The sequence below is a fragment of the Halomonas sp. 25-S5 genome (genome assembly GCF_029889845.1).
GTDB lineage: Bacteria > Pseudomonadota > Gammaproteobacteria > Pseudomonadales > Halomonadaceae > Halomonas.
The window spans coordinates 90,739-113,139 of sequence record NZ_JARANV010000002.1; the positions used below are offsets into that span (position 1 = coordinate 90,739).

A 22,401-nucleotide genomic window follows, 5' to 3' on the forward strand; every position below is an offset into this window, starting at 1 on the left:
TCGGGACCTTCGTCTAGGATTTCCGCAAAACAGGCGTGCCTCATTGTCATGGTGACTGATACGTTTGTTTCGTCTATCGTCAACCACGCCCAGGAACCACCGAACCCGACATGAGCCACTCCGCCAAACATCCCGCCTACGAGACCCTGATCACCCAGCGCCACGGCCAGGTGATGGAGATCCGCTTCAACCGGCCCCATCGCCTCAATGCCGTGGTCGAAGCGCTGTATACCGAGCTGCTCGATGCCCTCGCCGTCGCCTCCGCCGATGTCGATATCCGTGCCGTGATCCTCACCGGCGAGGGGCGCGCCTTCTGCGTCGGCGCCGACATGAAGGAGCATGGCAGTGCCAAGCGTTCGCTGTTCCAGCGCCGCCAGTACCTGCAGCTGGGCAACGACGTCTGCGAGGCGATCCTGCGCCTCAACAAGCCCGTCATCGCCGCCGTCAACGGCTATGCCCTGGGGGCCGGCGCCGAGATGGCGGTCTCCTGCGACTTCATCCTGATGGCCGACGACGCCCAGATCGGCTTCCCCGAGACCAGCATCGGCACCTGCGTGGGTGGCGGCGTCTCCAAGCTCCTGCCCGAGCTGGTAGGCCTGGCCCAGGCGCGCCGGCTGCTCTTCACCGGCCGACGCATCGATGGCGAGGAAGCCGCCCGCATCGGCCTGGCAACCTCCAGCTGGACCACCGACTCCCTGCTCGACGAGGCCCGGGCCCTGGCCGGCGAGCTGGCGAAGCAGGCGCCGGTCTCCATCGCCATGCTCAAGCGGCTGGTCAACCAGGGCAGCGACACGAACCTGGAGAGCCAGTTGCAGCAGGAGCTCGATGCGGTCTTCACCTGCTCCACCACCGAAGACTGGCAGGAGGGCGTCGACGCCTTCGCCGAGAAGCGCGCGCCCCTGTTTCAAGGGAAATGAGTCCAGGGCAAGTAATCCCGATCTCTCGTGCCCGGCCATTCCCCGGGCCCGTTGTCACCGTTCAACGACCCTTGCGGTCAAGGTCAGCAGCACATGAATCCCATCGAAGGACACCTCCCGACCCGCAGCCCGCTGCACGACATCCTGGCGCCCACCGGCATCGCGGTGATCGGTGCCTCCGCCGACCCCACCAAGCGGGGCTACAAGGCCATGGTCGGCCTGATCAAGGACGGCTATCGCGGCGACATCTATCCGGTGAACCCCAAGGCCGACCTGATCCTCGGGGTCAAGGCCTGGCCCTCGGTCACGGCGATCCCCGGCAACCCGGAGCTGGCGCTGATCTGCACGCCGGCGCCCACGGTGCCCGGGCTGATCGCCGAGTGTGGCCGCCGCGGCATCAAGGGGGCGGTGATACTGGCCAGCGGCTTTGCCGAAGTCGGCGGGGAAGGTGCTGCCCTCGAGCGCGAGATGATGGCCAAGGCCGAGGCGCACGGGGTGCGCATCATCGGCCCCAACACCTCCGGCATCTTCAACCTGCACCACCGGATCAACCTGCTGGCGCTGGACAACGTCAAGCCGGGCGACGTGGGTATCATCTCCCAGTCTGGCAACATGCTGCTGTCGCTGGCCCTCGAGGCCCAGCACAACGGCCAGGTGGGCTTCTCCACCTACGTGGGCCCCGGCAACCAGAGCGACATCGGCTTCAACGACTACCTGCGCTACCTGGGCGAGGATGAGCACACCCGGGTCGCCACCCTCTACGTGGAGGGCTTCCGGGACGGCCGCAAGTTCCTCGAGGTGGCCCGTGACGTCACCGCCATGAAGCCGGTGGTGGTCTACAAGTCCGGCTCCACCGAGCAGGGCCAGAAGGCCGCCAGCTCCCACACCGGGGCCCTGGCCGGCAGCTACGCCATGACCGTGGACCTGCTCAGGCAGTCCGGGGTCAGCGTGGTGCAGTATTCCGACGAGATCCTGCCGGTGGCCGAGGGCCTGGGGCTGCTGCAGAAGTCCCGCGGCAAGCGGGTGGCAGTGATCTCCGACGGTGGCGGCCAGGCCACCATCGCCTCCGACCGCCTGGCCGAGGCGGGCCTGGAGCTCGCCGAGCTCTCCGAAGCCACACGCCAGAAGCTGCGCGAGGTGCTCTTCCCCCAGGCATCTACGGTCAACCCGGTCGACGTGGCCGGCTCCACCGATGCCAACCCCTCGCTGCTCGCCACCTGCATGGAGATCGTCGCCGCCGACGACAACGTCGACAGCGTCTTCCTGGTGGGCATGTTCGGCGGCTACAGCATCCGCTTCGCCGAGTCGCTGCTGGGCGACGAGATGCGTGGCGCCGAGGCGATGGTGGATCTGTCCAATGCCACCGAGAAGCCGCTGGTGATCTACAGCCTCTATACGCCGATCAAGCCGCCGGCGCTGCGTCGCCTGCACGAGGCGGGCCTGCCGGTCTATGCCTCCATCGAGCAGTCGGTCCGGGTGCTCGCGGCGCTGGGCGAGCGCGGCCAGTACCTGGCGCAGTCGCATGGCCAGTCCCGCGAGACGCCGGTGGAGGCCCGTCTCGAGCTTACCGCCATGTTCCGGCAGGCCCGGGCCGAGGGGCGTGACCTCTTCGAGTACGAGGCCAAGCAGCTGCTGCGCGATCACGGCGTCGATGTGCCGCTGGAACTGGTGGTGCGCAACGAGGCGGAGCTGGCCGAGGCGGCGAGCCGGTTTGCAGGAGAGAGTGGCGAGACGCCGCTGGCCATGAAGGTGGTCTCGAAGGACATCCTGCACAAGTCCGACGCCGGCGGCGTGATGCTCAACGTGGTGGGCGAGGCTGCCATGCAGGATGCCCGCGAGGCGATCCTTGAATCCTGTATGGCCTACGACGCCAATGCCGAGATCGAGGGCGTGCTGGTGGCGCCCATGGCGAAGAAGGGCGTGGAGGTAATCGTCGGGGTGATCCGCGACCCGATCTTCGGCCCGGTGCTGATGTTCGGCCTCGGCGGCATCTTCGTCGAGATCCTCGAGGACGTGGCCTTCCGCGCCATTCCGCTGTCGCGCCACGACGCCCGCTCCATGGTGGAGCAGATCAAGGCGAAGCGGATCCTCGAGGGGGTGCGCGGCGAGTCCGCCGTGGACAAGGAGGCGCTGGTCGAGCTGCTGCTCAAGGTGTCGAGCATCGTCGCCGCCTACCCGGACCTCAAGGAGCTCGACCTCAACCCGGTGATCGTCAATGCCGACGGCTATGCGGTGGTGGATGCCCGGGTTATCGTCGACCGTGACAGCGATGCCACCGACAAGGACGCCCGAGCATGAGCATGAGCCTGCCGTCACTGACCGATGCCCGCCTGACGCTTGAGGGACGGGTGGCCACCCTGACCCTGGACCGCCACGACGTGCGCAATGCCCTGACCGGCACTGCCCTGGTGGATGACATCGTGGCCGTGGCCGACTGGGTCAATGCCTGCGACGAGGTCTCCGTGCTGGTCATCACCGGGGCGGGCTCGGCGTTCTCCGCGGGAGGCAACGTCAAGGACATGGCCGAGCGCGACGGCGACTTCGCCGGTGACGTGGCCGAGGTCGCCAGCCGCTACCGGCGTGGCATCCAGCGTATCCCGCTGGCTCTGCAGGGCGTGGAGGTGCCGATCATCGCCGCGGTGAACGGCCCGGCGATCGGGGCCGGCTTCGACCTGGCCAACATGGCCGACGTGCGCATCGCCTCCCGCAAGGCCAAGTTCGGCGAGACCTTCCTCACCCTGGGCATCATCCCCGGCGACGGCGGCGCCTGGTTCATGCAGCGCCTGATCGGCTACCAGCGTGCCTTCGAGCTGACGCTCTCCGGCCGGGTGATCGACGCCGAGGAGGCGAAGGCGTATGGCATCGTGCTGGAGGTCACCGAGCCCGAGGCGCTGCTCGAGCGGGTCGGCGAGATGGCCGGGCAGATGGCGGCCCAGCCGCCCAAGGCGACGCGCCTGACCAAGCGGCTGATGAAGATGGGCAGCCGCATGGAGCTGCCCGACTTCCTCGACCTCTGTGCGAACTTCCAGGGCATGTGCCATAACGAGCCCGAGCACCTCGAGGCCGTCAATGCCATGCTGGAGAAGATGGCCAGGAAGTAGGCGTTGCGGCCAGTCAATCTGCGCAGAGCCCGGCATCGGCCGGGCTCTGCGCATCCGGTCGGGGGCGAAAGGTCTGGCTTTTCTGTCCCGCGGCTGATGTGCTTGAATCTCCATGAAGGGACAGGGAGGTGTCATGGCCGACAGCACGCTGGTCTTCATTGTCCTGGGGCTGACGCTTGCCGCCTTCGTCTGGGGGCGCTTCCGCTACGACCTGGTGGCGCTCTCGGCGTTGCTGGGCTCGGTGATCCTGGGGCTGGTGCCGGGCGATGTTGCTCTGTCGGGACTGGCTTTCATCGTGATCGTGGGTTGAATCATTAACCTCAGGCAAAATCTAGCTCCCAGGAATGTACTAATGACCATCGAAATCGCGCTCGTTTTTCTGATTACAGCTGGTGGACTATATCTGTTCGCCTCACAGAAACTACCGATCGATGTCACTGCCATGACCATCTTGACCACCGTGATGGCCATTCCTCAGCTTTTCCATTCGCAGTGGCTTATGGAGAGAGGGGTCGACCTGAAGTCTTCATTTCCGAGCATATCCGAAAGCCTGTCGGGTTTTTCCAGCACGGCAACGGTGACGGTGTTGTGTATGTTCATCCTGTCGGGCGGCATCCAGCGTTCGGGAATGGTCAATCTGCTGGCCAAGAAACTTATACCCCTGATCGGCAATTCCGAGACGCGACAGATTATTGTCGTGGGCGTGATGATCGGCTTGGTATCAGGTTTCATCAATAATACGGCTGCGGTGGCAATGGCCATCCCGCTGATGCTGAATCTTGCCAGAAACAGCGATTTCAAGGCCTCCCGGGTGCTGATCCCTCTCAGTTTCTTCGGCATGATGGGCGGCACGTTGACGCTGGTCGGTACCTCTACGAATATCCTGACCTCTTCCATTCTCGCCGATGCCCCGTCGTTCGGCCGGCCGCTGATGATGTTCGAGTTCACACATATCGGCACTCTGGTCCTCCTTAGCGGACTGGTCTACTTCCTGTTTATCGGGCGCTGGCTCTTGCCAAAGGAGGATGCCAACCCGGTGGTCAACGAAGAGGAACAGGAATTCGTCACTGAACTCACGGTTAACCATGACAGCAAATTGGTCGGCAAGACGCTGGAAGATGCAAATTTCGAGGCTATCAGCGGCGTAGAGGTCAAGCGGCTGATCCGTGGTGGAAAGACCTGGACCGATAAGGCGACCGAAACTGAAATAAAGCCTGATGACGTCATCATAGTCTGTACTTTCGCGCACCAGATCATGGATCTGATCAAGGAAGACGGGGTAGATGTGCTTTCAGAATTCAACGATAGCGGTAAGGCACGCACCGATACTCAGGTGGTACAGGTGCTGCTGCGCAACCGGCTGCTGTTCGACGGACGCAAGGCGAGTAAAGTAGATCTCTGGAGGCGTTTCAATGCGCACCTGATCGGCCTGGGTACCAATGAAGTGACTTCCACGCGCCTGGCTGACCAGGAACTCCATGTCGGGGAGGTCGTCTTGCTCGACATCTCGAAAACCGCCCTGAAACGGCTGCAGAGGAGTTACGATGTCGTTCTGCTCGATCAGTTCGAGGATGAATTCAGCTCACGCCGCATGATCACCGCCGGTGGCATCGTGGCAGCCGTGATCTTCCTGGCGGTTCTGACGCCGATGCCTATCGTGCTGACTGCGATCGCTGGCGTTATCGCCATGGCCGTGACAGGTTGCATCCCCTATCAGGAGATGTATGAGGATGTTTCCTGGAGTGTGATCTTCCTGCTCGCCGGTGTGATTCCCCTGGGTATCGCGATGACCAAGTCCGGGGCGGCCGACTGGGCGGGTTCCCTGATCGCCCAGTATGCGGGGGCCTGGCACCCTATATTCATCCTGATGGCCTTGTATGCCATGACCACGGAGCTAACTGAGATCGTCAGTAACAATGCGTCCGCCGTGATACTGGTGCCGGTTGCCATCTCGCTGTCCCAGCAACTGGCACTGGAGCCACTGGCCCTGGTGATGGCCATCATGTTCGCGGCATCGACCAGCTTCCTGTCGCCTATTGGTTATCAGACCAATACCATGATTTATGGCACGGGGGCGATGAAGTTCACCGATTTTGCGCGCGTGGGTGCGCCACTGAACCTGATGCTGATGGTGGTAACGAGCTGCGCGATCTACTGGACAATCTAAGTCGTTCTCCACGCGCCGCCTATCTTTTCGCCGAAGAAACCCTCACCGGCAATGCCACCTCCTTTCCGATGTATTCTCCTCTTGAAGATGGCATTGACTCGCGCGGGCTGGTTGATGTGCTTCAGGCGGCGTTATGGCGCGGTACCTGGCTCTTGTCGATGACGAAGGCATCGTACTCGAAGTCGTCCACGCTGAGCAGTTCGAGTACCTCGGCCTCGCGCTCGCGCATGAAGGTGGCGTCTTCCTCGGAGATCAGCCCCTTCTCCCGTGCAGCCTCCACCTTCTGCTCGGGGTGCAGGGCGTCAGCCGGCAGCTCGCCCTTGGCATGGGCCTTCTGGACCTGGCGGTAGAGTTTTTCGGCGCGCTCCTGGGTGGCGAGCAGGGCGTTGTAGTGGGCCAGCGGGTTGTCGCGGCTGCCGTCGTTCTCCTGCCAGGTGGTTTCCAGCAGGTAGCGGCGCAGCGCCGTGTCGCGGGAGACGGCTTGGGCGATCTCGCGGGTCAGGTCATCCTGGGGGCGCTTCCAGCGGCGCCCGGCGGGCATGACCACGACGCGCAGCAGCCGACCCAGGGCACGGCTCGGCAGGTTGTCGAAGAGCTCGTCCAAGGCCTGCTCGGCACGACCCAGCAGGAAACGGCAGCCATAGTGCAGCAGGGCGGCCTCGCCCTCGACCTTGTCGCCCTCGTGCCACTGCTTGAGCGTCATCGAGGCGAGGTAGAGGTTGGAGAGCACGTCGCCCAGGCGCGCCGAGAGCATCTCCCGCTGCTTGAGGGTCGAGCCGAGGCTCGCCATGGCGGCATCGGCGCACAGCCCGAAGCCGGCGGAGAGGCGGGCGACATCCCGGGCATAGGGCGCGGCGACCTCGTCGAAGGGCACGCCTGGCCGGCCGAGTCCCAGGCCCTGGGTGAGAGCACGGGCGGCGTTGCCGAAGATCAGCCCAGCATGGCCGAAGAAGGCGCGGTCGAAGGCTGGCAGGTCGTCGGCCTCCTTGGCGGCCAGCTCCTCGAGCACGTAGGGGTGGCAGCGGATCGCCCCCTGGCCGAAGATCATCAGGTTGCGGGTCATGATGTTGGCGCCTTCCACGGTGATCGCCACCGGGTTGGCGCTGTAGCCTATTCCTAAGTAGTTGCGCGGCCCCAGGGTCACCGCCTTGCCGCCGTGGATGTCCATGGCGTCGCTGAGAATCTGGCGCTGGAACTCGGTGAGCTGGCTCTTGAGGATCGCCGAGGGCACCGCCGGCTTCTCGCCGTGGTCGATGGTGTTGGCCGTCTGGTAGACCGCGGCCCGGGAGACGTAGGCCAGCGCCGCCATGCGCGCCAGGGGCTCCTGGACCCCCTCCATCTCGGCCACCGGCACGTTGAACTGGCGACGGATACGGGCGAAGCCGCCGCTCCAGCCCAGGGCGTAGCGGGCGGTCCCGGTGGCGCCGGAGGGCAGGGTGATGCAGCGGCCGATGGAGAGGCACTCCACCAGCATACGCCAGCCCTGGCCGATCATCTCGGGTCCGCCGATGATGGTATCGAGCGGCACGAAGACGTCCTTGCCCTTGATGGGGCCGTTGAGGAAGGGGCTGCCGATGGGGTGGTGGCGGCGGCCGATCTCCATGCCCGCGGTGTCGCGCGGAATCAGCGCCAGGGTGATGCCGCGATCGCTCTCCTCGCCCAGCAGGTGGTCGGGGTCGAAGAGCCGGAAGGCCAGGCCCACCACGCTGGCGATGGGCGCCAGGGTGATCCAGCGCTTCTCGAAGTTCAGGCGCAGGCCCAGCACCTCCTCGCCGTCGACCTCCTGCCGGCAGACCACGCCGGTATCGGGGAGGGCCGTGGCGTCACTGCCGGCACGGGGGCCGGTGAGGCCGAAGCAGGGGATCTCGCGCCCGTCGGCCAGCCGCGGCAGGTAGTGGTCCTTCTGGGCCTCGGTGCCGTACTTGAGCAGCAGCTCGCCCGGGCCCAGGGAGTTGGGCACGCCCACCGTGACCATCAGCGTCTCGCTGACCGAGAGCTTCTGCAGGACCAGCGACTGGGCCTTGGCGGAGAAGCCGAGGCCGCCGTACGCCTGGGGGATGATCATGCCGAAGAAGCCTTCCCGCTTGAGGTAGTCCCAGAGTTCCTGGGGCAGGTCGGCGCGCTCCCGGGCGATCTCCCAGGCGTTGCACATGCCGGCGGCCACGCTGCACTGGTGGTCAAGGAAAGCCTGCTCCTCCGCCGTGAGCCCCTCATCGTGGAAAGCGAGCAGCGTCTGCCAGTCGGGGCGCCCGGTGAAGAGTTCGCCGTCCCAGGCCACGGTGCCGGCCTCGAGCGCCGTGCGTTCGGTCTCCGAGACTCGGGGCGCGACCTTCTTGAACAGGGCGAAGAGGCGCGGCGAGAGCCAGCGGATCCGCAGGGCGGGCAGGCCCGCCACGGCCACCCCGGCGGCGGCCAGGAGCAGCAGCACGCCGAGCGCCGGCGAGCCCAGCAGCAGGCCGGCGAGGCCCGGCACGGCCAGCGCGCCGAGGGCGGGCAGGGCGCCGGCCTCGCGGCGCAGCACCGCGAACAGGCCGACGATGGCCGCGAGCAGCAGGATCAGGGTGAGCATGGGGAGACTCCGGTTGTTGTCGACGGCAAGAATTCGAACAGATGTTTGAATTCTTGCAGACTAGCCCACTTCGGTGCAACCGGCCAGTGGCGCGACTCGTAGTTAAAGCTTTCAGCAAGAGCGAGAGGCGCCGGAAAAGCCTCGAGCGTGGTAGTCATCCGCGATGGTCTGTAATCCAAAAACGCCCCGCGCTGCAGGGCAGGGCGGGGCGCATGGGAGCCGAGGCACTGGCGCTGTCAGTCGAGGCGGCGCTGGGGCTCGCCGCGGGCGGGGGTGTCACCCGCCACGTAGTAGGGGGCGTCCGAGCGCGGCAGGGGCTCGCGGCCGCGAATCCTGTCGGCGATCTTCTCGGCGAGCATGATGGTCGGCGCGTTGAGGTTGCCGGTGGGGATCATCGGAAACAGCGAGGCGTCCACGACCCTGAGCCCCGCCACGCCGTGCACCCGGCCCTGGCCGTCCACCACGGCATCGTCGCCCTCGCCCATGCGGCAGCTGCCGCAGGGATGGTAGGCGGTCTCGGCATGGGCCTTGACGAAGGCATCCAGCTCGGCGTCGGAGGCCACGTCCGGCCCCGGCGAGATCTCGCGGCCGCGATAGGGGTCGAAGGCGGGCTGAGCGATGATCTCGCGGGTCAGGCGGATGGCATCGCGGAACTCCTGCCAGTCCTTCTCCCTGGACATGTAGTTGAAGAGGATGCTCGGCGCGGCCTCGGGGTCGCGCGAGGCCAGGCGGATGCGGCCGCGGCTCTCGGAGCGCATGGAGCCCACGTGGGCCTGGAAACCGTGAGCCTGCACCGCGCTCTTGCCGTTATAGCTGATGGCGATGGGCAGGAAGTGGTACTGCAGGTTGGGCCACTCCTCCTGGTCATTGCTGCGGATGAAGCCCGCCGCCTCGAACTGGTTGCTCGCCCCCACGCCCTTGCCCAGGAAGAGCCACTCGGCGCCGATCTTTGGCTGGTTGACCCACTTCAGCGCCGGGTAGAGCGAGATCGGCTGGGTGCACTCGTACTGGATGTACATCTCCAGATGGTCCTGGAGATGGGTGCCGACGTTGTCGTTGACGTGCACCGGGGGAATGCCGAACTCGTCCAGGACCGCCTTCGGCCCGATGCCGGAGCGCTGGAGGATCTGCGGCGAGGCGATGGCCCCGCCGCACAGGAGCACCTCGCGGCGGGCGCGGGCCTGGCGCGGCTCGCCCTTGCGATCGCCGTTGAGAAAGTAGCGCACGCCCACGGCACGCTTGCCCTCGAACGCGATGACGTCGGTGAGCGCGCGGGTTTCGATGGTCAGGTTCGCCCGCCCCTTGGCCTGGTCGAGGTAGCCGCGGGCCGTGGAGGCACGCCGACCGTTCGGGGTGACGAAGCGGTCCATGGGACCGAAGCCCTCCTGCTGGTAGCCGTTGACGTCCTCGGTCTCCGGGTAGCCGGCCTGCTTGCCCGCCTCGATAAAGGTCCGATAGAGGGGGTTGTTGCCCTCTTTCGGGGTGGTGACACTCACCGGCCCGTCGCCGCCATGGTAGTCATCGGCGCCGATGTCGCGGGTCTCGGACTTCCGGAAGTAGGGCAGGCAGTTGGCGTAGCACCAGTCCGCAAGGCCCGGCGCCTTGGCCCAGTGGTCGTAGTCCAGGGCGTTGCCGCGGATGTAGCACATGCCGTTGATCAGCGAGGAGCCCCCCAGCCCCTTGCCACGGCCGCACTCCATGCGTCGGCCATCCATGTGCGGCTCGGGGTCGGTCTCGAAGGCCCAGTTGTAGCGCTTGCCCTGCAGCGGATAGGCCAGCGCCGCCGGCATCTGAGTGCGGAAGTCGAAGCGGTAGTCGGGGCCACCGGCCTCGAGCAGCAGCACCGAGACATCTTCGTCTTCGGTCAGGCGCGTGGCCAGCACGTTGCCGGCCGACCCGGCGCCGATGATGATGTAGTCGAATTCGCGGATCTGGGACATGGAGTCTCCCGAGGCAATATCTATACGGGGCTGTTCCGGCGGCAGGCCTTCGCGAGGGCGCTGTGAACGCATCCCTGGGCGCTACCGATGCCGTCCCTGGCATAGGACCCTCGCTACGACCTGCCCCCGGCGCCCCGGCAGGTGGGGTAGGTAGGCGGCACTAGAGGTGACGGAAGGCTTAGAACACCGATTCGAAGGGGCCCATCTCGATCTGCACCGACTTGGTCTGGGTGTAGTGGGCCAGGGTCTCGAGGCCGTTCTCGCGGCCCACGCCGGACTGCTTGACACCGCCCACCGGCATCTCGGCGGGGGACTCGCCCCAGGTATTGATCCAGCAGATGCCGGCCTCGAGGCGATGGATCACCCGATGGGCGCGGTTGAGGCCCTCGGTGAAGACCCCGGCGGCCAGGCCGTAGTGGGTGGCATTGGCGCGCTCGATGACCTCCTCCTCATCGTCGAAGGCGAGGATCGCCATTACCGGGCCGAAGATCTCCTCGCGCACGATGCGCATCTCGTCCGTGCAGTCGGTGAACACCGTAGGGGCCGCCCAGGCGCCTCTTGACCATTCGACCCCGCCGTGCTCGCCCTGGTCCCAGGCCTCGCCGCCGGCCAGCACCGTGGCTCCTTCCAGCTTGCCCAGGGCGATGTAGGAGAGCACCTTTTCCTGGTGCTCGAAGCTCACCAGAGGGCCGAAGTTGACGTTCGGGTCCAGCGGGTCGCCGGCGCGGATGCGCGCCACGCGCTCGGTGATCTTCGCCTCTAAGGCTTCCTTCACCGAGCCCTCGACGAAGACCCGCGTGCCGTTGGTGCAGATCTGCCCGCTGGAGTAGAAGTTGGCCATCATGGCGGCGTCGGCGGCGCGATCCAGGTCGGCGTCGGCGAAGACGATCAGCGGCGATTTGCCGCCCAGTTCCATGGTCACGTCCTTGAGGGTGGAGCCCCCGGCGGCGGCCATCACCTTCTTGCCGGTGCCCACCTCGCCGGTGAAGGAGATCTTGTCGATGCCGGGATGTCCGGTCATCAGCGCACCGACGCGGCCGTCGCCGTGGACGACATTGAAGACGCCGTCGGGCAAGCCGGCCTCGGTGAAGACCTCGGCGAGCTTCATGACGGTGAGCGGAGTGACTTCGCTGGGCTTGAAGACCACGGCGTTGCCGGCGGCCAGCGCCGGGGCAGTCTTCCAGCAGGCGATCTGGATGGGGTAGTTCCAGGCGCCGATGGCGCCGATCACGCCCAGTGGCTCGCGGCGCGTATAGACGAAGGAATCCTCGCGCAGCGGGATCTGGCTGCCCTCGATGGCGGGTACCAGGCCGGCGTAGTACTCGAGAACGTCGGCGCCGGTGACGATGTCCACCGCGGCCGTCTCGCTGATCGGCTTGCCGGTGTTGCGGGTCTCGAGTTCGGCGATCTCATCGTTGCGTTCACGGAGCAAGGCCACGGCGCGATTGAGGATGCGGCCGCGCTGCATGCCGGTCATCGCCGCCCAGGTCCGCTGGCCCTTGCGGGCAGCGGCCACGGCGGTGTCCACGTCGGCCTCGGCGGCCTGCTGCACCTCGGCGAGCGGTGAGCCGTCGAAGGGGTTGACCACGGTGAAGGTCTCGCCGGAAGTGGCGGCGGTGTGACGGCCGTCGATGTAGAGGGTCTGGGTGTCCAGAGATGGCATGTGGCTATCCCTTCAAGAAGAAGTTGTGTGTTGGGTATCCAGCAGGCGATCGAGATAGTCCCGGGCCAGAAGGCGCGCCTCGTCGCTGTCCAGGCCTTCGTGGGTCAGGGCGCCGCGTAGCCAGAGGCCATCGATCAGCGCGGCCAGCGCTCGGGCACAGGCGCGGGCCTTGTCACGGGGCATCACGCGGCGGAACTGGTGGCAGAGGTTGGCGTAGAGGCGCCGGTCATTGACCTGCTGCAGGCGCGCCAACTCCGGCTTGTGCATGCTGCTGGCCCAGAAGGCCAGCCAGGTCTTGGCCACCGGCCCGGTGACCTGGCTGCGGTCGAAGTTGCCGTCGATGATGGCGCCGATGTGGTCCCGGGGGCTCGTGGTGGAGAGCTCGCGGCGCCGCGCCGCCACCGCTTCGCCAAGATCGCTGAGGATCTGGCGCATGGTGGCTTCCAGCAGGCCGTCCTTGCCGCCGAAGTAGTGGCTGATGATGCCGGCGGATACGCCCGCGTGGCGGGCAATACGCATCACCGTGGCATCGGCCAGGCCGACCTCGTCGATCGCCGCCATGGTGGCCTTGATCAGTTGCTGGCGGCGGATGGGTTCCATTCCAACCTTGGGCACCGTTGCTGGCTCCTTTCCCGGGGAATTGATCTTGCAACCACCACATGAAGCATGGTTACCATGTGCACAGCTTGCCAGACCTTTATTGAACGTTCAATCAATAAAGGTCTGGCAGACCAACCCGCTGACCGGTGGTACTGCCACTGCGGCTATACTTCAAGTCCCACAAGAGGAGTGTCTTCATGCTCACCCGCAACCTGAATCGTCGCCTGACCCTGGGGCTCGGCGCCGCCGCCCTCGGTCTCTCCGTCTCGCCGCTGCAGGCCGCCGAGCCCGAGAGCTGCGAGACCGTACGCTTCGCCGAGGTCGGCTGGACCGACATCACCGCGACTACCGCGCTCACCACCGAGGTACTCGAGGCGCTGGGCTACGACACCCGTATCGATACCGTCTCAGTGCCCATCGCCTACCAGGGCATGAAGAACGGCGACTTCGACGTCTTCCTGGGCAACTGGATGCCCTCCATGGCATCGATCAGTGACCCCTACGTTGAGGATGGCGATATCGATCGCCTGGGGGCCAACCTCGAGGGCGCCAAGTACACCCTCGCGGTACCGCAGTATGTCCACGATGCCGGCGTCACCTCGGTGGCCGATCTCGCCGAGCATGCCGAGCAGTTCGACAGCCGGATCCACGGCATCGAGGCCGGCAACGACGGCAACCAGCTGATCCAGCAGATGATCGACGATGACGCCTTCGGCCTGGGCGACTGGCAGCTGATCGACTCCAGCGAGGCCGGCATGCTCGCCGAGCTGAGTGCCCGGGTGCCGGAAGAACAGTGGATGGTGTTCCTCGGCTGGGAGCCGCATCCGATGAACACCAACTTCGACATGGCCTACCTGGAAGGTGCCGATGATTACTTTGGCCCCGACCTCGGCGGCGCCACCGTCTACACCAACACCCGTAGCGGCTATGTCGAGGAGTGTGCCAACGTCGGTGCGCTGCTGGAAAACCTCGAGTTCACCCTCGAGATGGAGAACCAGCTGATGGGTGAGATCATGGACGCGGGCTCCGATCCCCGCGATGCCGCCCGTGCTTACCTGCAGGCCAACCCCGAGGTCCTGGAGGCCTGGCTCGAGGGCATCGAGACCCGTGAGGGCGAGCCGGCGCTGCCGGCGGTCAAGCGCGCCCTCGACATCGAGGCGTGAGGGCGCGCGCGGGCTTGCCATGCGGCGGGCCCGCGTGCATAATCCTTCCCCGTTGCCCGGCCTCGGCCGGGCAAGCCGTTGATAAGGCTACGTAGCTCAGCTGGTTAGAGCACATCACTCATAATGATGGGGTCCCCTGTTCGAATCAGGGCGTAGCCACCAGGACACACAAAAAAACGCCCGCCAGGCCTCGCCCTGGCGGGCGTTTTTTGTGTGTCCCGGTGCTCCTCGCGAGGGGGCAGAATGCCAATCCCCGCTTGACCTTGCGGGCCCGATCCGTATAATACTGCCCGTGCTTGAGGTCGTTCCCCGATAGCTCAGTTGGTAGAGCAAATGACTGTTAATCATTGGGTCGCAGGTTCGAGTCCTGCTCGGGGAGCCAGCTTCGCTCATGCGGCGAAGGATCTCGTGAATGTGAAGAGCACAGTGCGGCATGCGGTCATTCCCCGATAGCTCAGTTGGTAGAGCAAATGACTGTTAATCATTGGGTCGCAGGTTCGAGTCCTGCTCGGGGAGCCAACCGCTCCTAACTGCCTGCCGCATCATCCTGCATCGTTCCCTGATAGCTCAGTTGGTAGAGCAAGTGACTGTTAATCACTGGGTCACAGGTTCGAGTCCTGTTCGGGGAGCCAGTCCTGTCTGGCCGTCATCCCTTCTCATCTTGCCTGTCGCACCGATGCCTCGCCGGCTTCTGGCCGGGTAGCGTCTGCCCTTTATCACGCCGCATTGTCACCGGGGCCGCCTGCGGCCTGATGTCTGCCGCCGTGGCGCTTGCCTGCGAGGCGAGCAGACAAGGACGCCGGGCTCGAGGCCCGGCGTCGCATGTCGCACCCGCTGACAGGGGAGGGGAGGTCAGCTGCCTTTCGCGTAGCGCCAGGTGCCCTCGAGCTGGGTGTAGTCGAGCAGGATCTGGGCCGTCTCCAGGATCTGGACGCGGTCGACCGGTTCCTCGTCGCGCGCATCGTTTTCGGTATCCGCCTCGTCGCGGGCATCGACCCACTCCTCCAGCGGGTCCAGGCCAAGGGCGCGTCGGCGCTGGTTCTCCAGGGCGAGCTGTTCGGCCTCCCGGGCTTCCACCTCGCGCTGGCGCTGCTCGCGATTGAGGCTGACGCTGGTGTGCTGCTCGCGAAGTCGGCTGGCCAGCGCTGACTGCTGCTCGAGGTAGTGGAAGTTCGGCTGCTGTTCGGCACGCTCGCGATGGCGGCTGCGAAGCGTCTCCAGGTACTGTCGGGGCTCGCCGTAGGTGCGATACTGCACCTCGCGCACCGTGTCCCATTCCAGGGCGTTGTCGAGGCTGCTCTCGCCGATCAGTTGCGGGTCGATCAGGCTCGGGAAGCGGATGTCCGGCTCCACGCCACGGTGCTGGGTGCTTTCCCCGGAGATGCGGTAGAACTTGGCGCGGGTCAGCTTGATCTCGCCATGACTGAGCTCGTTGAGAGTCTGGACCGTGCCCTTGCCGAAGGTGTCGGTGCCCACCACCAGGCCACGGCCGTAGTCCTGGATGGCCCCGGCGAAGATCTCGGAGGCCGATGCCGAGAGGCGGTTGACCAGCACGGCCAGCGGGCCGTCGTAGAGGGTGCCGCTCTCGGTATCGCCGTAGAGGCTGATGCGGCCGCGGGCATCGCGGACCTGGACGGTGGGGCCGCGGTCGATGAACAGGCCGATCAGCGAGTTGGCTTCCTGCAGGGCGCCGCCGCCGTTGTTGCGCAGGTCGAGCACGATGCCCTCGACGCCCTCGGCCTGGAGTCGCTCCACTTCCTTGGACACGTCGCGGGTGGTGCTGCGGTAGTCCTCCTCGCCGGCCTGCCAGGCATCGAAGTCCACGTAGAAGGTGGGGATCTTGATTACCCCGAGGCGGTGGGTGCCGTCGTCCCGCGCGATCTCGACTACCTCGCCCTGGGCGGCCTGGTCCTCCAGGTCCACGGTGTCGCGGGTGATCTCGATGACCTTGGAGCGCGTCATGTCGACGGCCTGGGCGGGCACCACGTCGAGACGCACCACCGAGCCCTTGGGGCCGCGAATCATGTCGACCACGTCATCGAGGCGCATGCCCACCACGTTGACGATCTCCTTGCCCTCCTGGCCCACGCCGACGATGCGGTCGGCCGGCTGCAGGGCCCCGGCCCGCTCGGCGGGGCCACCCGGCACCAGGCTCGATACCTTGACGTACTCGCCGTCGGCCTGGAGCAGGGCGCCGATGCCCTCCAGGGAGAGGCGCATCTGGATATCGAAGGATTCGCCCTGGCGCGGCGAGAGGTATTCGCTGTGGGGGTCGATGCTGCCGGTCACCGCCGACATGAAGAGGCCGAAGACATCCTCGTCGTTGGTCTGGCGCAGGCGCGACAGCTGCCCCTCGTATCGCTGGCGCAGGGTGGCTTCCACCTGCTCGGCGTCCTGGTCGCTGATGGCCAGGGTCAGGGCGGCGTTCTTTAGCCGCTTCAGCCACAGCTCGTCCAGGGCCGCCTCCCGGCCGGCCCAGGGGGCTTCCTTACGCTCCAGCTCCAGGCGCTTGTCGCTGTCGAAGGAAAAGTCGATGCCCTCGTCGAGTCGGTCGAGCAGCCATTCGAAGCGTGACTCGGCGCGCTCGTGGTAGCGCTGATAGAGGGCAAAGGGGCGTGCCAGGTCGCCGTCGAGCAGCGCCTCGTCCATGCCCGTTTCCAGGTCGCGGAACGTGGCCACATCGCGGTCGAGCAGGTAGGCGCGCTGGCTATCGAGGATGTCCAGGAAGCGCGAGAAGGCCCGCCGTGACCAGTCGTCGTCGAGGCTGACATCTGCATAATGGCCATAGCGCAGCGACTCGGCCACTTCCACGGCCACCTGGCGCTGGGCGTCGCTCGGCTCGACGGCGGCCAGTAGTGGCGTGGCCAGCAGCAGGGCCAGGACCGCTGAACGCCCAAGGGTGACTAACAGGCTCATCGATGAAGCACTCCCCGATTCGTGTACACTCACTCTCAATCCAGACCTCGACTCGGTCGTCGAGTTGCATGGACCGACAAATCATTGTATCAGCTTGGTCGTGCCGCCAAGACCCCTGAAATGCCCCGCGATAGAGGAATTCCATGTCCCAGGATGCCCGACTCGAGCGCCTGCTCGACTTCCTGCGTCGATCCCCCACGCCCTGGCATGCCACGGCCAACATGGCCAGGCGCCTGGAAGAGGCCGGCTACCGGCGTCTCGAGGAGACCGAGGCCTGGCGGCTGTCGCCCGGCGAGCGTGTCTACGTCACCCGCAACGACTCCTCGATCGTCGCCCTGCAGCTGCCCCGCGAGTCACTCACGGCGCTGCGCCTGGTCGGTGCCCATACCGACAGCCCCGGCCTGCGCCTCAAGCCCAACCCCGCGCAGAGCGCGGCGGGCTGGCTCCAGCTCGGCGTCGAGGTCTACGGCGGGGCCCTGCTGGCGCCCTGGTTCGACCGTGACCTGGGGCTCGCCGGGCGGGTGCACCTGCGCCACGCCGACGGCCGCATCGAGGGTGTGCTGCTCGACGTGGAGACGCCGCTGGCGATCATCCCGAGCCTGGCCATCCATCTGGATCGCGAGGCCAACAACGGCCGTGCCATCAATGCCCAGACCGAGATGGCCCCGGTTCTCCTGCAGGGCGGGGAAAAGCCCGACCTCGAGCGGCTGCTCGCGGGCTGGGTCGCCGAGCAGCACGGCCTCGAGGACGTCGAGCTCCTCGACTTCGAGCTCGCCTTCCGCGACATGCAGCCGCCGTCACGGGTCGGCGTCGACGGCGAGCTGATCGCCGGTGCCCGCCTCGACAACCTGCTCTCCTGCTTTATCGGCCTGGAGGCCCTGCTGGAGAGCGACGGCCAACAGGGAGCGGTGCTGGTGGCCAACGACCACGAGGAGGTAGGCAGCGCCAGCGCCTGCGGCGCCCAGGGGCCCTTCCTCCGCGACGTGCTGCGGCGGGTGAATGCCCAGCTCGGCGAACCCGGCGACGAGGGCTTCATCCGCCTGGTTCAGGCCTCGCGGCTGATCTCCTGCGACAACGCCCACGCCCTGCATCCCAACTTCCCGGACAAGCACGATGCCGGCCACGGCCCGGTACTCAACGGCGGGCCGGTGATCAAGGTCAACGCGAGCCAGCGCTATGCCACCAACAGCGCCACGGCGGCGCTGTTCCGGGATCTCTGCCGCGCGGCCGAGGTGCCGGTGCAGAGCTTCGTGACCCGGGCCGACATGGGCTGCGGCAGCACCATCGGCCCCATCACCGCCACCGAGCTCGGCGTGCCGACCCTGGACGTGGGCGTGCCCCAGTGGGCCATGCACTCGATCCGCGAGACCGCCGGCGCCCGGGACGTGGAGTCCCTGACGCGGGTGCTGACCGCCTTCTTCGATCGCCCCGAACTGGTCTAGAGCGGTATGGTATAGAGGAAGACGAAAAAACCCGGCGCCAGGGGCGCCGGGTTTTCGGTATCTGGTGGCTACGCCCTGATTCGAACAGGGGACCCCATCATTATGAGTGATGTGCTCTAACCAGCTGAGCTACGTAGCCGAACAACGGGGGCGAAGTCTATGGAGTTTGCCCCCTCGGGTCAAGGCCTGCGTGTCTCAGACATTGAAGCGGAAGTGGATCACGTCGCCATCCTGTACGATGTACTCCTTGCCCTCCAGGCGCCACTTGCCGGCGTCCTTGGCCCCCTGTTCGCCGCCCAGCGCGACGAAGTCGTCATAGGCGATGACCTCGGCGCGGATGAAGCCCTTCTGGAAGTCGGTGTGGATCACCCCGGCCGCCTCGGGAGCGGTGGCCCCGACCTTGACCGTCCAGGCACGGACTTCCTTCACCCCCGCGGTGAAGTAGGTCTGCAGGCCCAGCAGGGCATAGCCGGCGCGGATCACCCGGTCGAGACCGGGCTCTTCCATGCCCATCTCGTCGAGGAACATGGCGCGCTCCTCGTCCTCCAGCTCGGCGATCTCGGCCTCGAGCTGATTGCACACCGGCACCACCACGGCGCCTTCCTCGGCGGCGATCTCGTTGACTACCTCGAGGTAGGGATTGGCCTCGAAGCCGTCCTCGTTGACATTGGCGATGTACATGGTGGGCTTGAGGGTCAGGAAGCCGAAGCTCTTGAGCTGTTGCTTCTCCTCCTCGTCGAGGCCGACGCTTCGCAGCGGCAGGCCCTCGGCCAGGTGGGGCTGGATGCGCTCGAGGATCGCCTTGGTGGCAATGGCCTCCTTGTCGCCGCCCTTGGCCACGCGTACCAGGCGCTGGATGGCGCGCTCGACGGTGTCGAGGTCGGCCAGCGCGAGCTCCATGTTGATGATCTCGATATCGGCCCGCGGGTCGACCTGGTTGGCCACGTGGATCACGTTGTCGTTGTCGAAGCAGCGCACCACATGGGCGATGGCCTGGGTCTCGCGGATATTGGCCAGGAACTTGTTGCCCAGCCCCTCACCCTTGGAGGCGCCGGCCACCAGGCCGGCGATGTCGACGAACTCCATGGTCGTGGGCAGTACCTTCTGTGGCTTGACGATCTCGGCCAGCCGGTCGAGGCGCGGGTCGGGCATCGGCACGATGCCGACGTTGGGCTCGATGGTGCAGAAGGGGAAGTTCTCGGCGTCGATGCCGGACTTGGTCAGCGCATTGAACAGCGTGGACTTGCCGACGTTGGGTAGGCCGACGATACCGCAGTTGAAACCCATGGGATCTTCCTGGAAAGCGTGTTCGGGAATGGAGAATGGCCGGCATTCTACGCGACCAAGTGGTAAGCCATAAGCTGTAAGCCGTAAGAAAACCATCCCGGCCAGCAGTCGGGGTGACTTACAGCTTAACGCTTCAAGCATACAGCTAGCTTTTCCGCGTCAGGCGGAAAAGCTGTGCAGCCGGTTCATGGCCTTTGCCCAGTCGCCGGCCATGGCTTGGGGCAGGGTGGCCAGGCATTCGTCGATGGCGGCGTCGATAGCGCTACGCTCGGTCTTGCCGGGCCGACCCAGCACGTAATTCGTCACCTGACGGCTATCGCCGGGATGACCGATGCCGATGCGCAGGCGATGGAAGGCCCGGTCGTTGCCCAGGGCGCGGATGATGTCGCGCAGTCCGTTGTGCCCGCCGTGCCCGCCGCCGGTCTTGTAGCGTGCCGTGCCCGGCGGCATGTCGAGCTCGTCGTGGGCCACCAGCAGCTCGTCCGGTGCCAGCTTGAAGAACTGGCAGAGGGCCGCCACGGCGCCGCCGCTGCGGTTCATGAAGGTGGTGGGCTCGAGCAGGTGCAGCTCCTGGCCGTCGAGCCTCACCCGCGCGTGCAGGCCCAGGAACTTCCTGTCGGGGCGCAACTCGCCGCCCGCCGCCCTCGCCACGGCCTGCACTAGCCAGGCACCGGCGTTGTGGCGGGTGGCCTCGTAGTCGGCCCCGGGGTTGCCCAGGCCGATGATCGCCTTGACCTGGCTCATCTCGTGTCTCCAAAAAAAATCAAGCGCCGAGGCGCTTGATCGATGAAAGGAGGGCCATGCCGCGCATGGCCCCCGGCAGGCGCGATTACTCGGCGCTGCCTTCGCCTTCTTCGCCCTCGGCGGCTTCACCGCCTTCCTCGTCCTCTTCCGTACCGCGGACCTTGGGCTTGGTGATGCTCAACACGGCGTTGTCGTGATCCTCGCCATGGCTGAGCGCGACCAGGGTCACGCCGGCCGGCACGTTCAGGTCGGAGAGGTGCAGGGTGGTGCCCAGCTCGACTTCGCTGATGTCGATCTCCAGGAAGTCGGGCAGGTCCTTCGGCAGGCAGCTGACTTCCACCTCGTTGGAGAGCACATGGAGCTCACCGCCCTCGTCCTTGATGCCCTTGCACTGGTCCTCGCCCACCACGTGCAGTGGCACGCGCAGGGAGATCTCGTGGGTGGCATCGACCCGCAGGAAATCGGCATGGGTGATGAGCGGCTTGTAGGGGTGACGCTGCAGGTCACGCACCACCACCTGCTGGGCCTTGCCATCCACGTGAAGGTTGATCACGGAAGAGAAGAACGCCTCGTCTTCCAGCGCCTTGTAGAAGCTGGTCTTGTCGACGGCAATGGGCTGCGGCGCCTGCTCACCACCATAGATGATGGCCGGCACCTGTTCGTTCGCACGACGCAGGCGGCGGCTCGCACCTTTCCCCAGGTCGTTGCGAACGCTGGCATTGAGTGTGTAATCGGACATGGAATTGCCTCTTTCTGGAAGTAAGGAAAGCGCCGTGGCCCGCGACCAGACCACGACGTTTCCGGGAGCCCCGCAGGGCATGTGTCCCGCGCCTCGTCCCACCGAGCGAGTCCCGGCGGGCCCGCGTTCAGTGGAACATGGCGCTGACGGATTCCTCGTTGCTGACCCGGCGGATCGCCTCGGCGATCAGTCCGGCGACGCTGAGCTGGCGGATCTTGCCGCTGCGCCGCGCGATCTCGGAGAGGGGGATGGTGTCGGTCACCACCACCTCGTCGAGCACCGAGCCGGTAATGTTGTCCACCGCCGGGCCCGACAGGATCGGGTGGGTGGCGTAGGCGACCACGCGTCGGGCGCCCCGGGCCTTGAGGGCCTCGCCGGCCTTGCACAGGGTGCCGGCGGTATCGATCATGTCATCCACCACCACGCAGGTGCGGTGCTCGATCTCGCCGATGATGTGCATCACCTGGGCCTGGTTGGCCGAGGGGCGACGCTTGTCGATGATCGCCAGGTCGGCGTTGAGCTGCTTGGCGATGGCGCGGGCCCGCACCACGCCGCCGACGTCCGGCGATACCACCACCAGGTCGTCGTAGTTCTGGCGCTCGATGTCGTCGAGCAGGATCGGCGAGCCGTAGACGTTGTCCACCGGCACGTCGAAGAAGCCCTGGATCTGGTCGGCGTGCAGGTCCATGGTCATGACCCGGTCGACGCCGGCCTTGACCATCATGTCGGCGACGATCTTGGCCGAGATCGGCACCCGCGCGGAACGCACGCGGCGGTCCTGGCGAGCGTAGCCGAAGTAGGGCACCACGGCGGTGATCCGGGTGGCGGAGGCCCGGCGCAGGGAGTCCACCATCAGGATCAGTTCCATCAGGTTGTCATTGGTCGGTGCACAGGTGGACTGCAGGATGAACACATCCTTGCCGCGCACGTTCTCGTTGATCTCGACCGCGACCTCGCCGTCGCTGAACTGGCCGACCGTGGCATTGCCCAGGTAGGTGTCCAGACTCTCGGCGACCTTTCGGGCGAGTTCGGGATTGGCATTCCCGGCGAAAACCATCAATTTTGACACGCGCAGCCACCTTTGCTGTGTTGGGTCTTCAGGGATTCGGGTCGATGGTTGTTCCGGGGTGTTCAGGGATGCCTCGGCGCCCGT

General features: G+C 66.1%; 16 protein-coding genes and 5 tRNA genes. 11 read left to right on the top strand and 10 right to left on the bottom strand.

All coding sequences use genetic code 11. The features are described 5' to 3' along the window. Nucleotides 1-110: 110 nt before the first annotated feature. The 5 genes from OP498_RS02420 (at nucleotide 111) to OP498_RS02440 (ending at nucleotide 6,185) form a co-directional block, all read left to right on the top strand. The gene (locus OP498_RS02420; RefSeq protein ID WP_280546562.1) at nucleotides 111-917 is read left to right on the top strand and encodes an enoyl-CoA hydratase/isomerase family protein; all 807 of its coding nucleotides are present in this window, start codon (nucleotides 111-113) and stop codon (nucleotides 915-917) included. Nucleotides 918-1,010: 93 nt separating this feature from the next. After that, entirely contained in the window at nucleotides 1,011-3,215 is a 2,205-nt protein-coding gene (locus tag OP498_RS02425) for an acetate--CoA ligase (protein ID WP_280546565.1), read from the top strand. Then, nucleotides 3,212-4,018 (top strand): enoyl-CoA hydratase-related protein, encoded by an 807-nt coding sequence (locus tag OP498_RS02430; RefSeq protein WP_280546567.1) that lies wholly within the window; start codon nucleotides 3,212-3,214, stop codon nucleotides 4,016-4,018. Before OP498_RS02425 ends, OP498_RS02430 begins: the two co-directional genes overlap by 4 nt. Nucleotides 4,019-4,151: 133 nt before the next feature. Next, nucleotides 4,152-4,328, top strand: coding sequence for a hypothetical protein (locus OP498_RS02435; RefSeq protein WP_280546569.1), 177 nt, complete (start codon nucleotides 4,152-4,154; stop codon nucleotides 4,326-4,328). 42 nt (nucleotides 4,329-4,370) lie between these two features. Further along, nucleotides 4,371-6,185: an SLC13 family permease gene (locus tag OP498_RS02440; protein WP_280551983.1), complete on the top strand. Its 1,815-nt coding sequence runs from the start codon at nucleotides 4,371-4,373 to the stop codon at nucleotides 6,183-6,185. 121 nt (nucleotides 6,186-6,306) lie between these two features. Here OP498_RS02440 and OP498_RS02445 read toward each other — a convergent pair whose 3' ends face one another. The 4 genes from OP498_RS02445 to betI all read right to left on the bottom strand — a co-directional run bounded on the left by OP498_RS02445 (nucleotide 6,307) and on the right by betI (nucleotide 12,972). Beyond that, the gene (locus tag OP498_RS02445) at nucleotides 6,307-8,754 is read right to left on the bottom strand and encodes an acyl-CoA dehydrogenase (protein WP_280551985.1); all 2,448 of its coding nucleotides are present in this window, start codon (nucleotides 8,752-8,754) and stop codon (nucleotides 6,307-6,309) included. Between the two features lie 236 nt (nucleotides 8,755-8,990). After that, nucleotides 8,991-10,694 carry a choline dehydrogenase gene (betA, locus tag OP498_RS02450; RefSeq protein WP_280551987.1) on the bottom strand — a complete coding sequence of 568 codons (1,704 nt, stop codon included), beginning with the start codon at nucleotides 10,692-10,694 and terminating at the stop codon, nucleotides 8,991-8,993. A 178-nt stretch (nucleotides 10,695-10,872) separates the two neighbouring features. Beyond that, the gene (gene betB / locus OP498_RS02455; RefSeq protein ID WP_280551989.1) at nucleotides 10,873-12,357 is read right to left on the bottom strand and encodes a betaine-aldehyde dehydrogenase; all 1,485 of its coding nucleotides are present in this window, start codon (nucleotides 12,355-12,357) and stop codon (nucleotides 10,873-10,875) included. Nucleotides 12,358-12,369: 12 nt separating this feature from the next. Then, nucleotides 12,370-12,972: a transcriptional regulator BetI gene (gene betI / locus OP498_RS02460; RefSeq protein WP_280551991.1), complete on the bottom strand. Its 603-nt coding sequence runs from the start codon at nucleotides 12,970-12,972 to the stop codon at nucleotides 12,370-12,372. A gap of 182 nt (nucleotides 12,973-13,154) precedes the next feature. Here betI and OP498_RS02465 point away from each other — a divergent pair, with 182 nt between their 5' ends. The 5 genes from OP498_RS02465 (at nucleotide 13,155) to OP498_RS02485 (ending at nucleotide 14,752) form a co-directional block, all read left to right on the top strand. Then, nucleotides 13,155-14,120, top strand: coding sequence for a choline ABC transporter substrate-binding protein (locus OP498_RS02465; RefSeq protein WP_280551993.1), 966 nt, complete (start codon nucleotides 13,155-13,157; stop codon nucleotides 14,118-14,120). A gap of 85 nt (nucleotides 14,121-14,205) precedes the next feature. Continuing rightward, nucleotides 14,206-14,282: transfer RNA gene (locus tag OP498_RS02470), tRNA-Met, on the top strand. Nucleotides 14,283-14,426: 144 nt separating this feature from the next. Next, nucleotides 14,427-14,502 (top strand) — tRNA-Asn (locus OP498_RS02475). Between the two features lie 61 nt (nucleotides 14,503-14,563). Further along, nucleotides 14,564-14,639: transfer RNA gene (locus OP498_RS02480), tRNA-Asn, on the top strand. Nucleotides 14,640-14,676: 37 nt separating this feature from the next. Then, nucleotides 14,677-14,752, top strand: a tRNA-Asn gene (locus OP498_RS02485). A 220-nt stretch (nucleotides 14,753-14,972) separates the two neighbouring features. Here OP498_RS02485 and OP498_RS02490 read toward each other — a convergent pair. Further along, nucleotides 14,973-17,036: a carboxy terminal-processing peptidase gene (locus tag OP498_RS02490; protein ID WP_280546581.1), complete on the bottom strand. Its 2,064-nt coding sequence runs from the start codon at nucleotides 17,034-17,036 to the stop codon at nucleotides 14,973-14,975. 143 nt (nucleotides 17,037-17,179) lie between these two features. On the opposite strand from OP498_RS02490, the gene OP498_RS02495 reads away from it, so the two are divergent. Then, nucleotides 17,180-18,478: a M18 family aminopeptidase gene (locus tag OP498_RS02495; protein WP_280551995.1), complete on the top strand. Its 1,299-nt coding sequence runs from the start codon at nucleotides 17,180-17,182 to the stop codon at nucleotides 18,476-18,478. Between the two features lie 62 nt (nucleotides 18,479-18,540). Here OP498_RS02495 and OP498_RS02500 read toward each other — a convergent pair. The 5 genes from OP498_RS02500 to OP498_RS02520 form a co-directional block, all read right to left on the bottom strand. Continuing rightward, a tRNA-Met gene (locus OP498_RS02500) sits at nucleotides 18,541-18,617 on the bottom strand. A gap of 56 nt (nucleotides 18,618-18,673) precedes the next feature. After that, a complete protein-coding gene (gene ychF / locus OP498_RS02505) occupies nucleotides 18,674-19,765 on the bottom strand; it encodes a redox-regulated ATPase YchF (RefSeq protein WP_280552327.1) in 1,092 nt (363 codons plus the stop codon). A gap of 159 nt (nucleotides 19,766-19,924) precedes the next feature. Next, a complete protein-coding gene (pth, locus tag OP498_RS02510; RefSeq protein WP_280552330.1) occupies nucleotides 19,925-20,509 on the bottom strand; it encodes an aminoacyl-tRNA hydrolase in 585 nt (194 codons plus the stop codon). An 85-nt stretch (nucleotides 20,510-20,594) separates the two neighbouring features. Next, nucleotides 20,595-21,248, bottom strand: a complete 654-nt coding sequence (locus OP498_RS02515; RefSeq protein ID WP_280552332.1) for a 50S ribosomal protein L25/general stress protein Ctc — start codon at nucleotides 21,246-21,248, stop codon at nucleotides 20,595-20,597. Nucleotides 21,249-21,375: 127 nt separating this feature from the next. Beyond that, nucleotides 21,376-22,305 carry a ribose-phosphate pyrophosphokinase gene (locus OP498_RS02520; protein ID WP_280546766.1) on the bottom strand — a complete coding sequence of 310 codons (930 nt, stop codon included), beginning with the start codon at nucleotides 22,303-22,305 and terminating at the stop codon, nucleotides 21,376-21,378. Nucleotides 22,306-22,401: the final 96 nt, after the last annotated feature.

Bases quoted from the DNA above. Each gene is read 5' to 3' on its own strand.
- OP498_RS02420 (WP_280546562.1), top strand. From the start codon at position 111: ATGAGCCACTCCGCCAAACATCCCGCCTACGAGACCCTGATCACCCAG.
- OP498_RS02425 (WP_280546565.1), top strand. From the start codon at position 1,011: ATGAATCCCATCGAAGGACACCTCCCGACCCGCAGCCCGCTGCACGAC.
- OP498_RS02430 (WP_280546567.1), top strand. From the start codon at position 3,212: ATGAGCATGAGCCTGCCGTCACTGACCGATGCCCGCCTGACGCTTGAG.
- OP498_RS02435 (WP_280546569.1), top strand. From the start codon at position 4,152: ATGGCCGACAGCACGCTGGTCTTCATTGTCCTGGGGCTGACGCTTGCC.
- OP498_RS02440 (WP_280551983.1), top strand. From the start codon at position 4,371: ATGACCATCGAAATCGCGCTCGTTTTTCTGATTACAGCTGGTGGACTA.
- OP498_RS02445 (WP_280551985.1), bottom strand. From the start codon at position 8,754: ATGCTCACCCTGATCCTGCTGCTCGCGGCCATCGTCGGCCTGTTCGCG.
- betA (WP_280551987.1), bottom strand. From the start codon at position 10,694: ATGTCCCAGATCCGCGAATTCGACTACATCATCATCGGCGCCGGGTCG.
- betB (WP_280551989.1), bottom strand. From the start codon at position 12,357: ATGCCATCTCTGGACACCCAGACCCTCTACATCGACGGCCGTCACACC.
- OP498_RS02465 (WP_280551993.1), top strand. From the start codon at position 13,155: ATGCTCACCCGCAACCTGAATCGTCGCCTGACCCTGGGGCTCGGCGCC.
- OP498_RS02490 (WP_280546581.1), bottom strand. From the start codon at position 17,036: ATGAGCCTGTTAGTCACCCTTGGGCGTTCAGCGGTCCTGGCCCTGCTG.
- OP498_RS02495 (WP_280551995.1), top strand. From the start codon at position 17,180: ATGTCCCAGGATGCCCGACTCGAGCGCCTGCTCGACTTCCTGCGTCGA.
- ychF (WP_280552327.1), bottom strand. From the start codon at position 19,765: ATGGGTTTCAACTGCGGTATCGTCGGCCTACCCAACGTCGGCAAGTCC.
- pth (WP_280552330.1), bottom strand. From the start codon at position 20,509: ATGAGCCAGGTCAAGGCGATCATCGGCCTGGGCAACCCCGGGGCCGAC.
- OP498_RS02515 (WP_280552332.1), bottom strand. From the start codon at position 21,248: ATGTCCGATTACACACTCAATGCCAGCGTTCGCAACGACCTGGGGAAA.
- OP498_RS02520 (WP_280546766.1), bottom strand. From the start codon at position 22,305: ATGGTTTTCGCCGGGAATGCCAATCCCGAACTCGCCCGAAAGGTCGCC.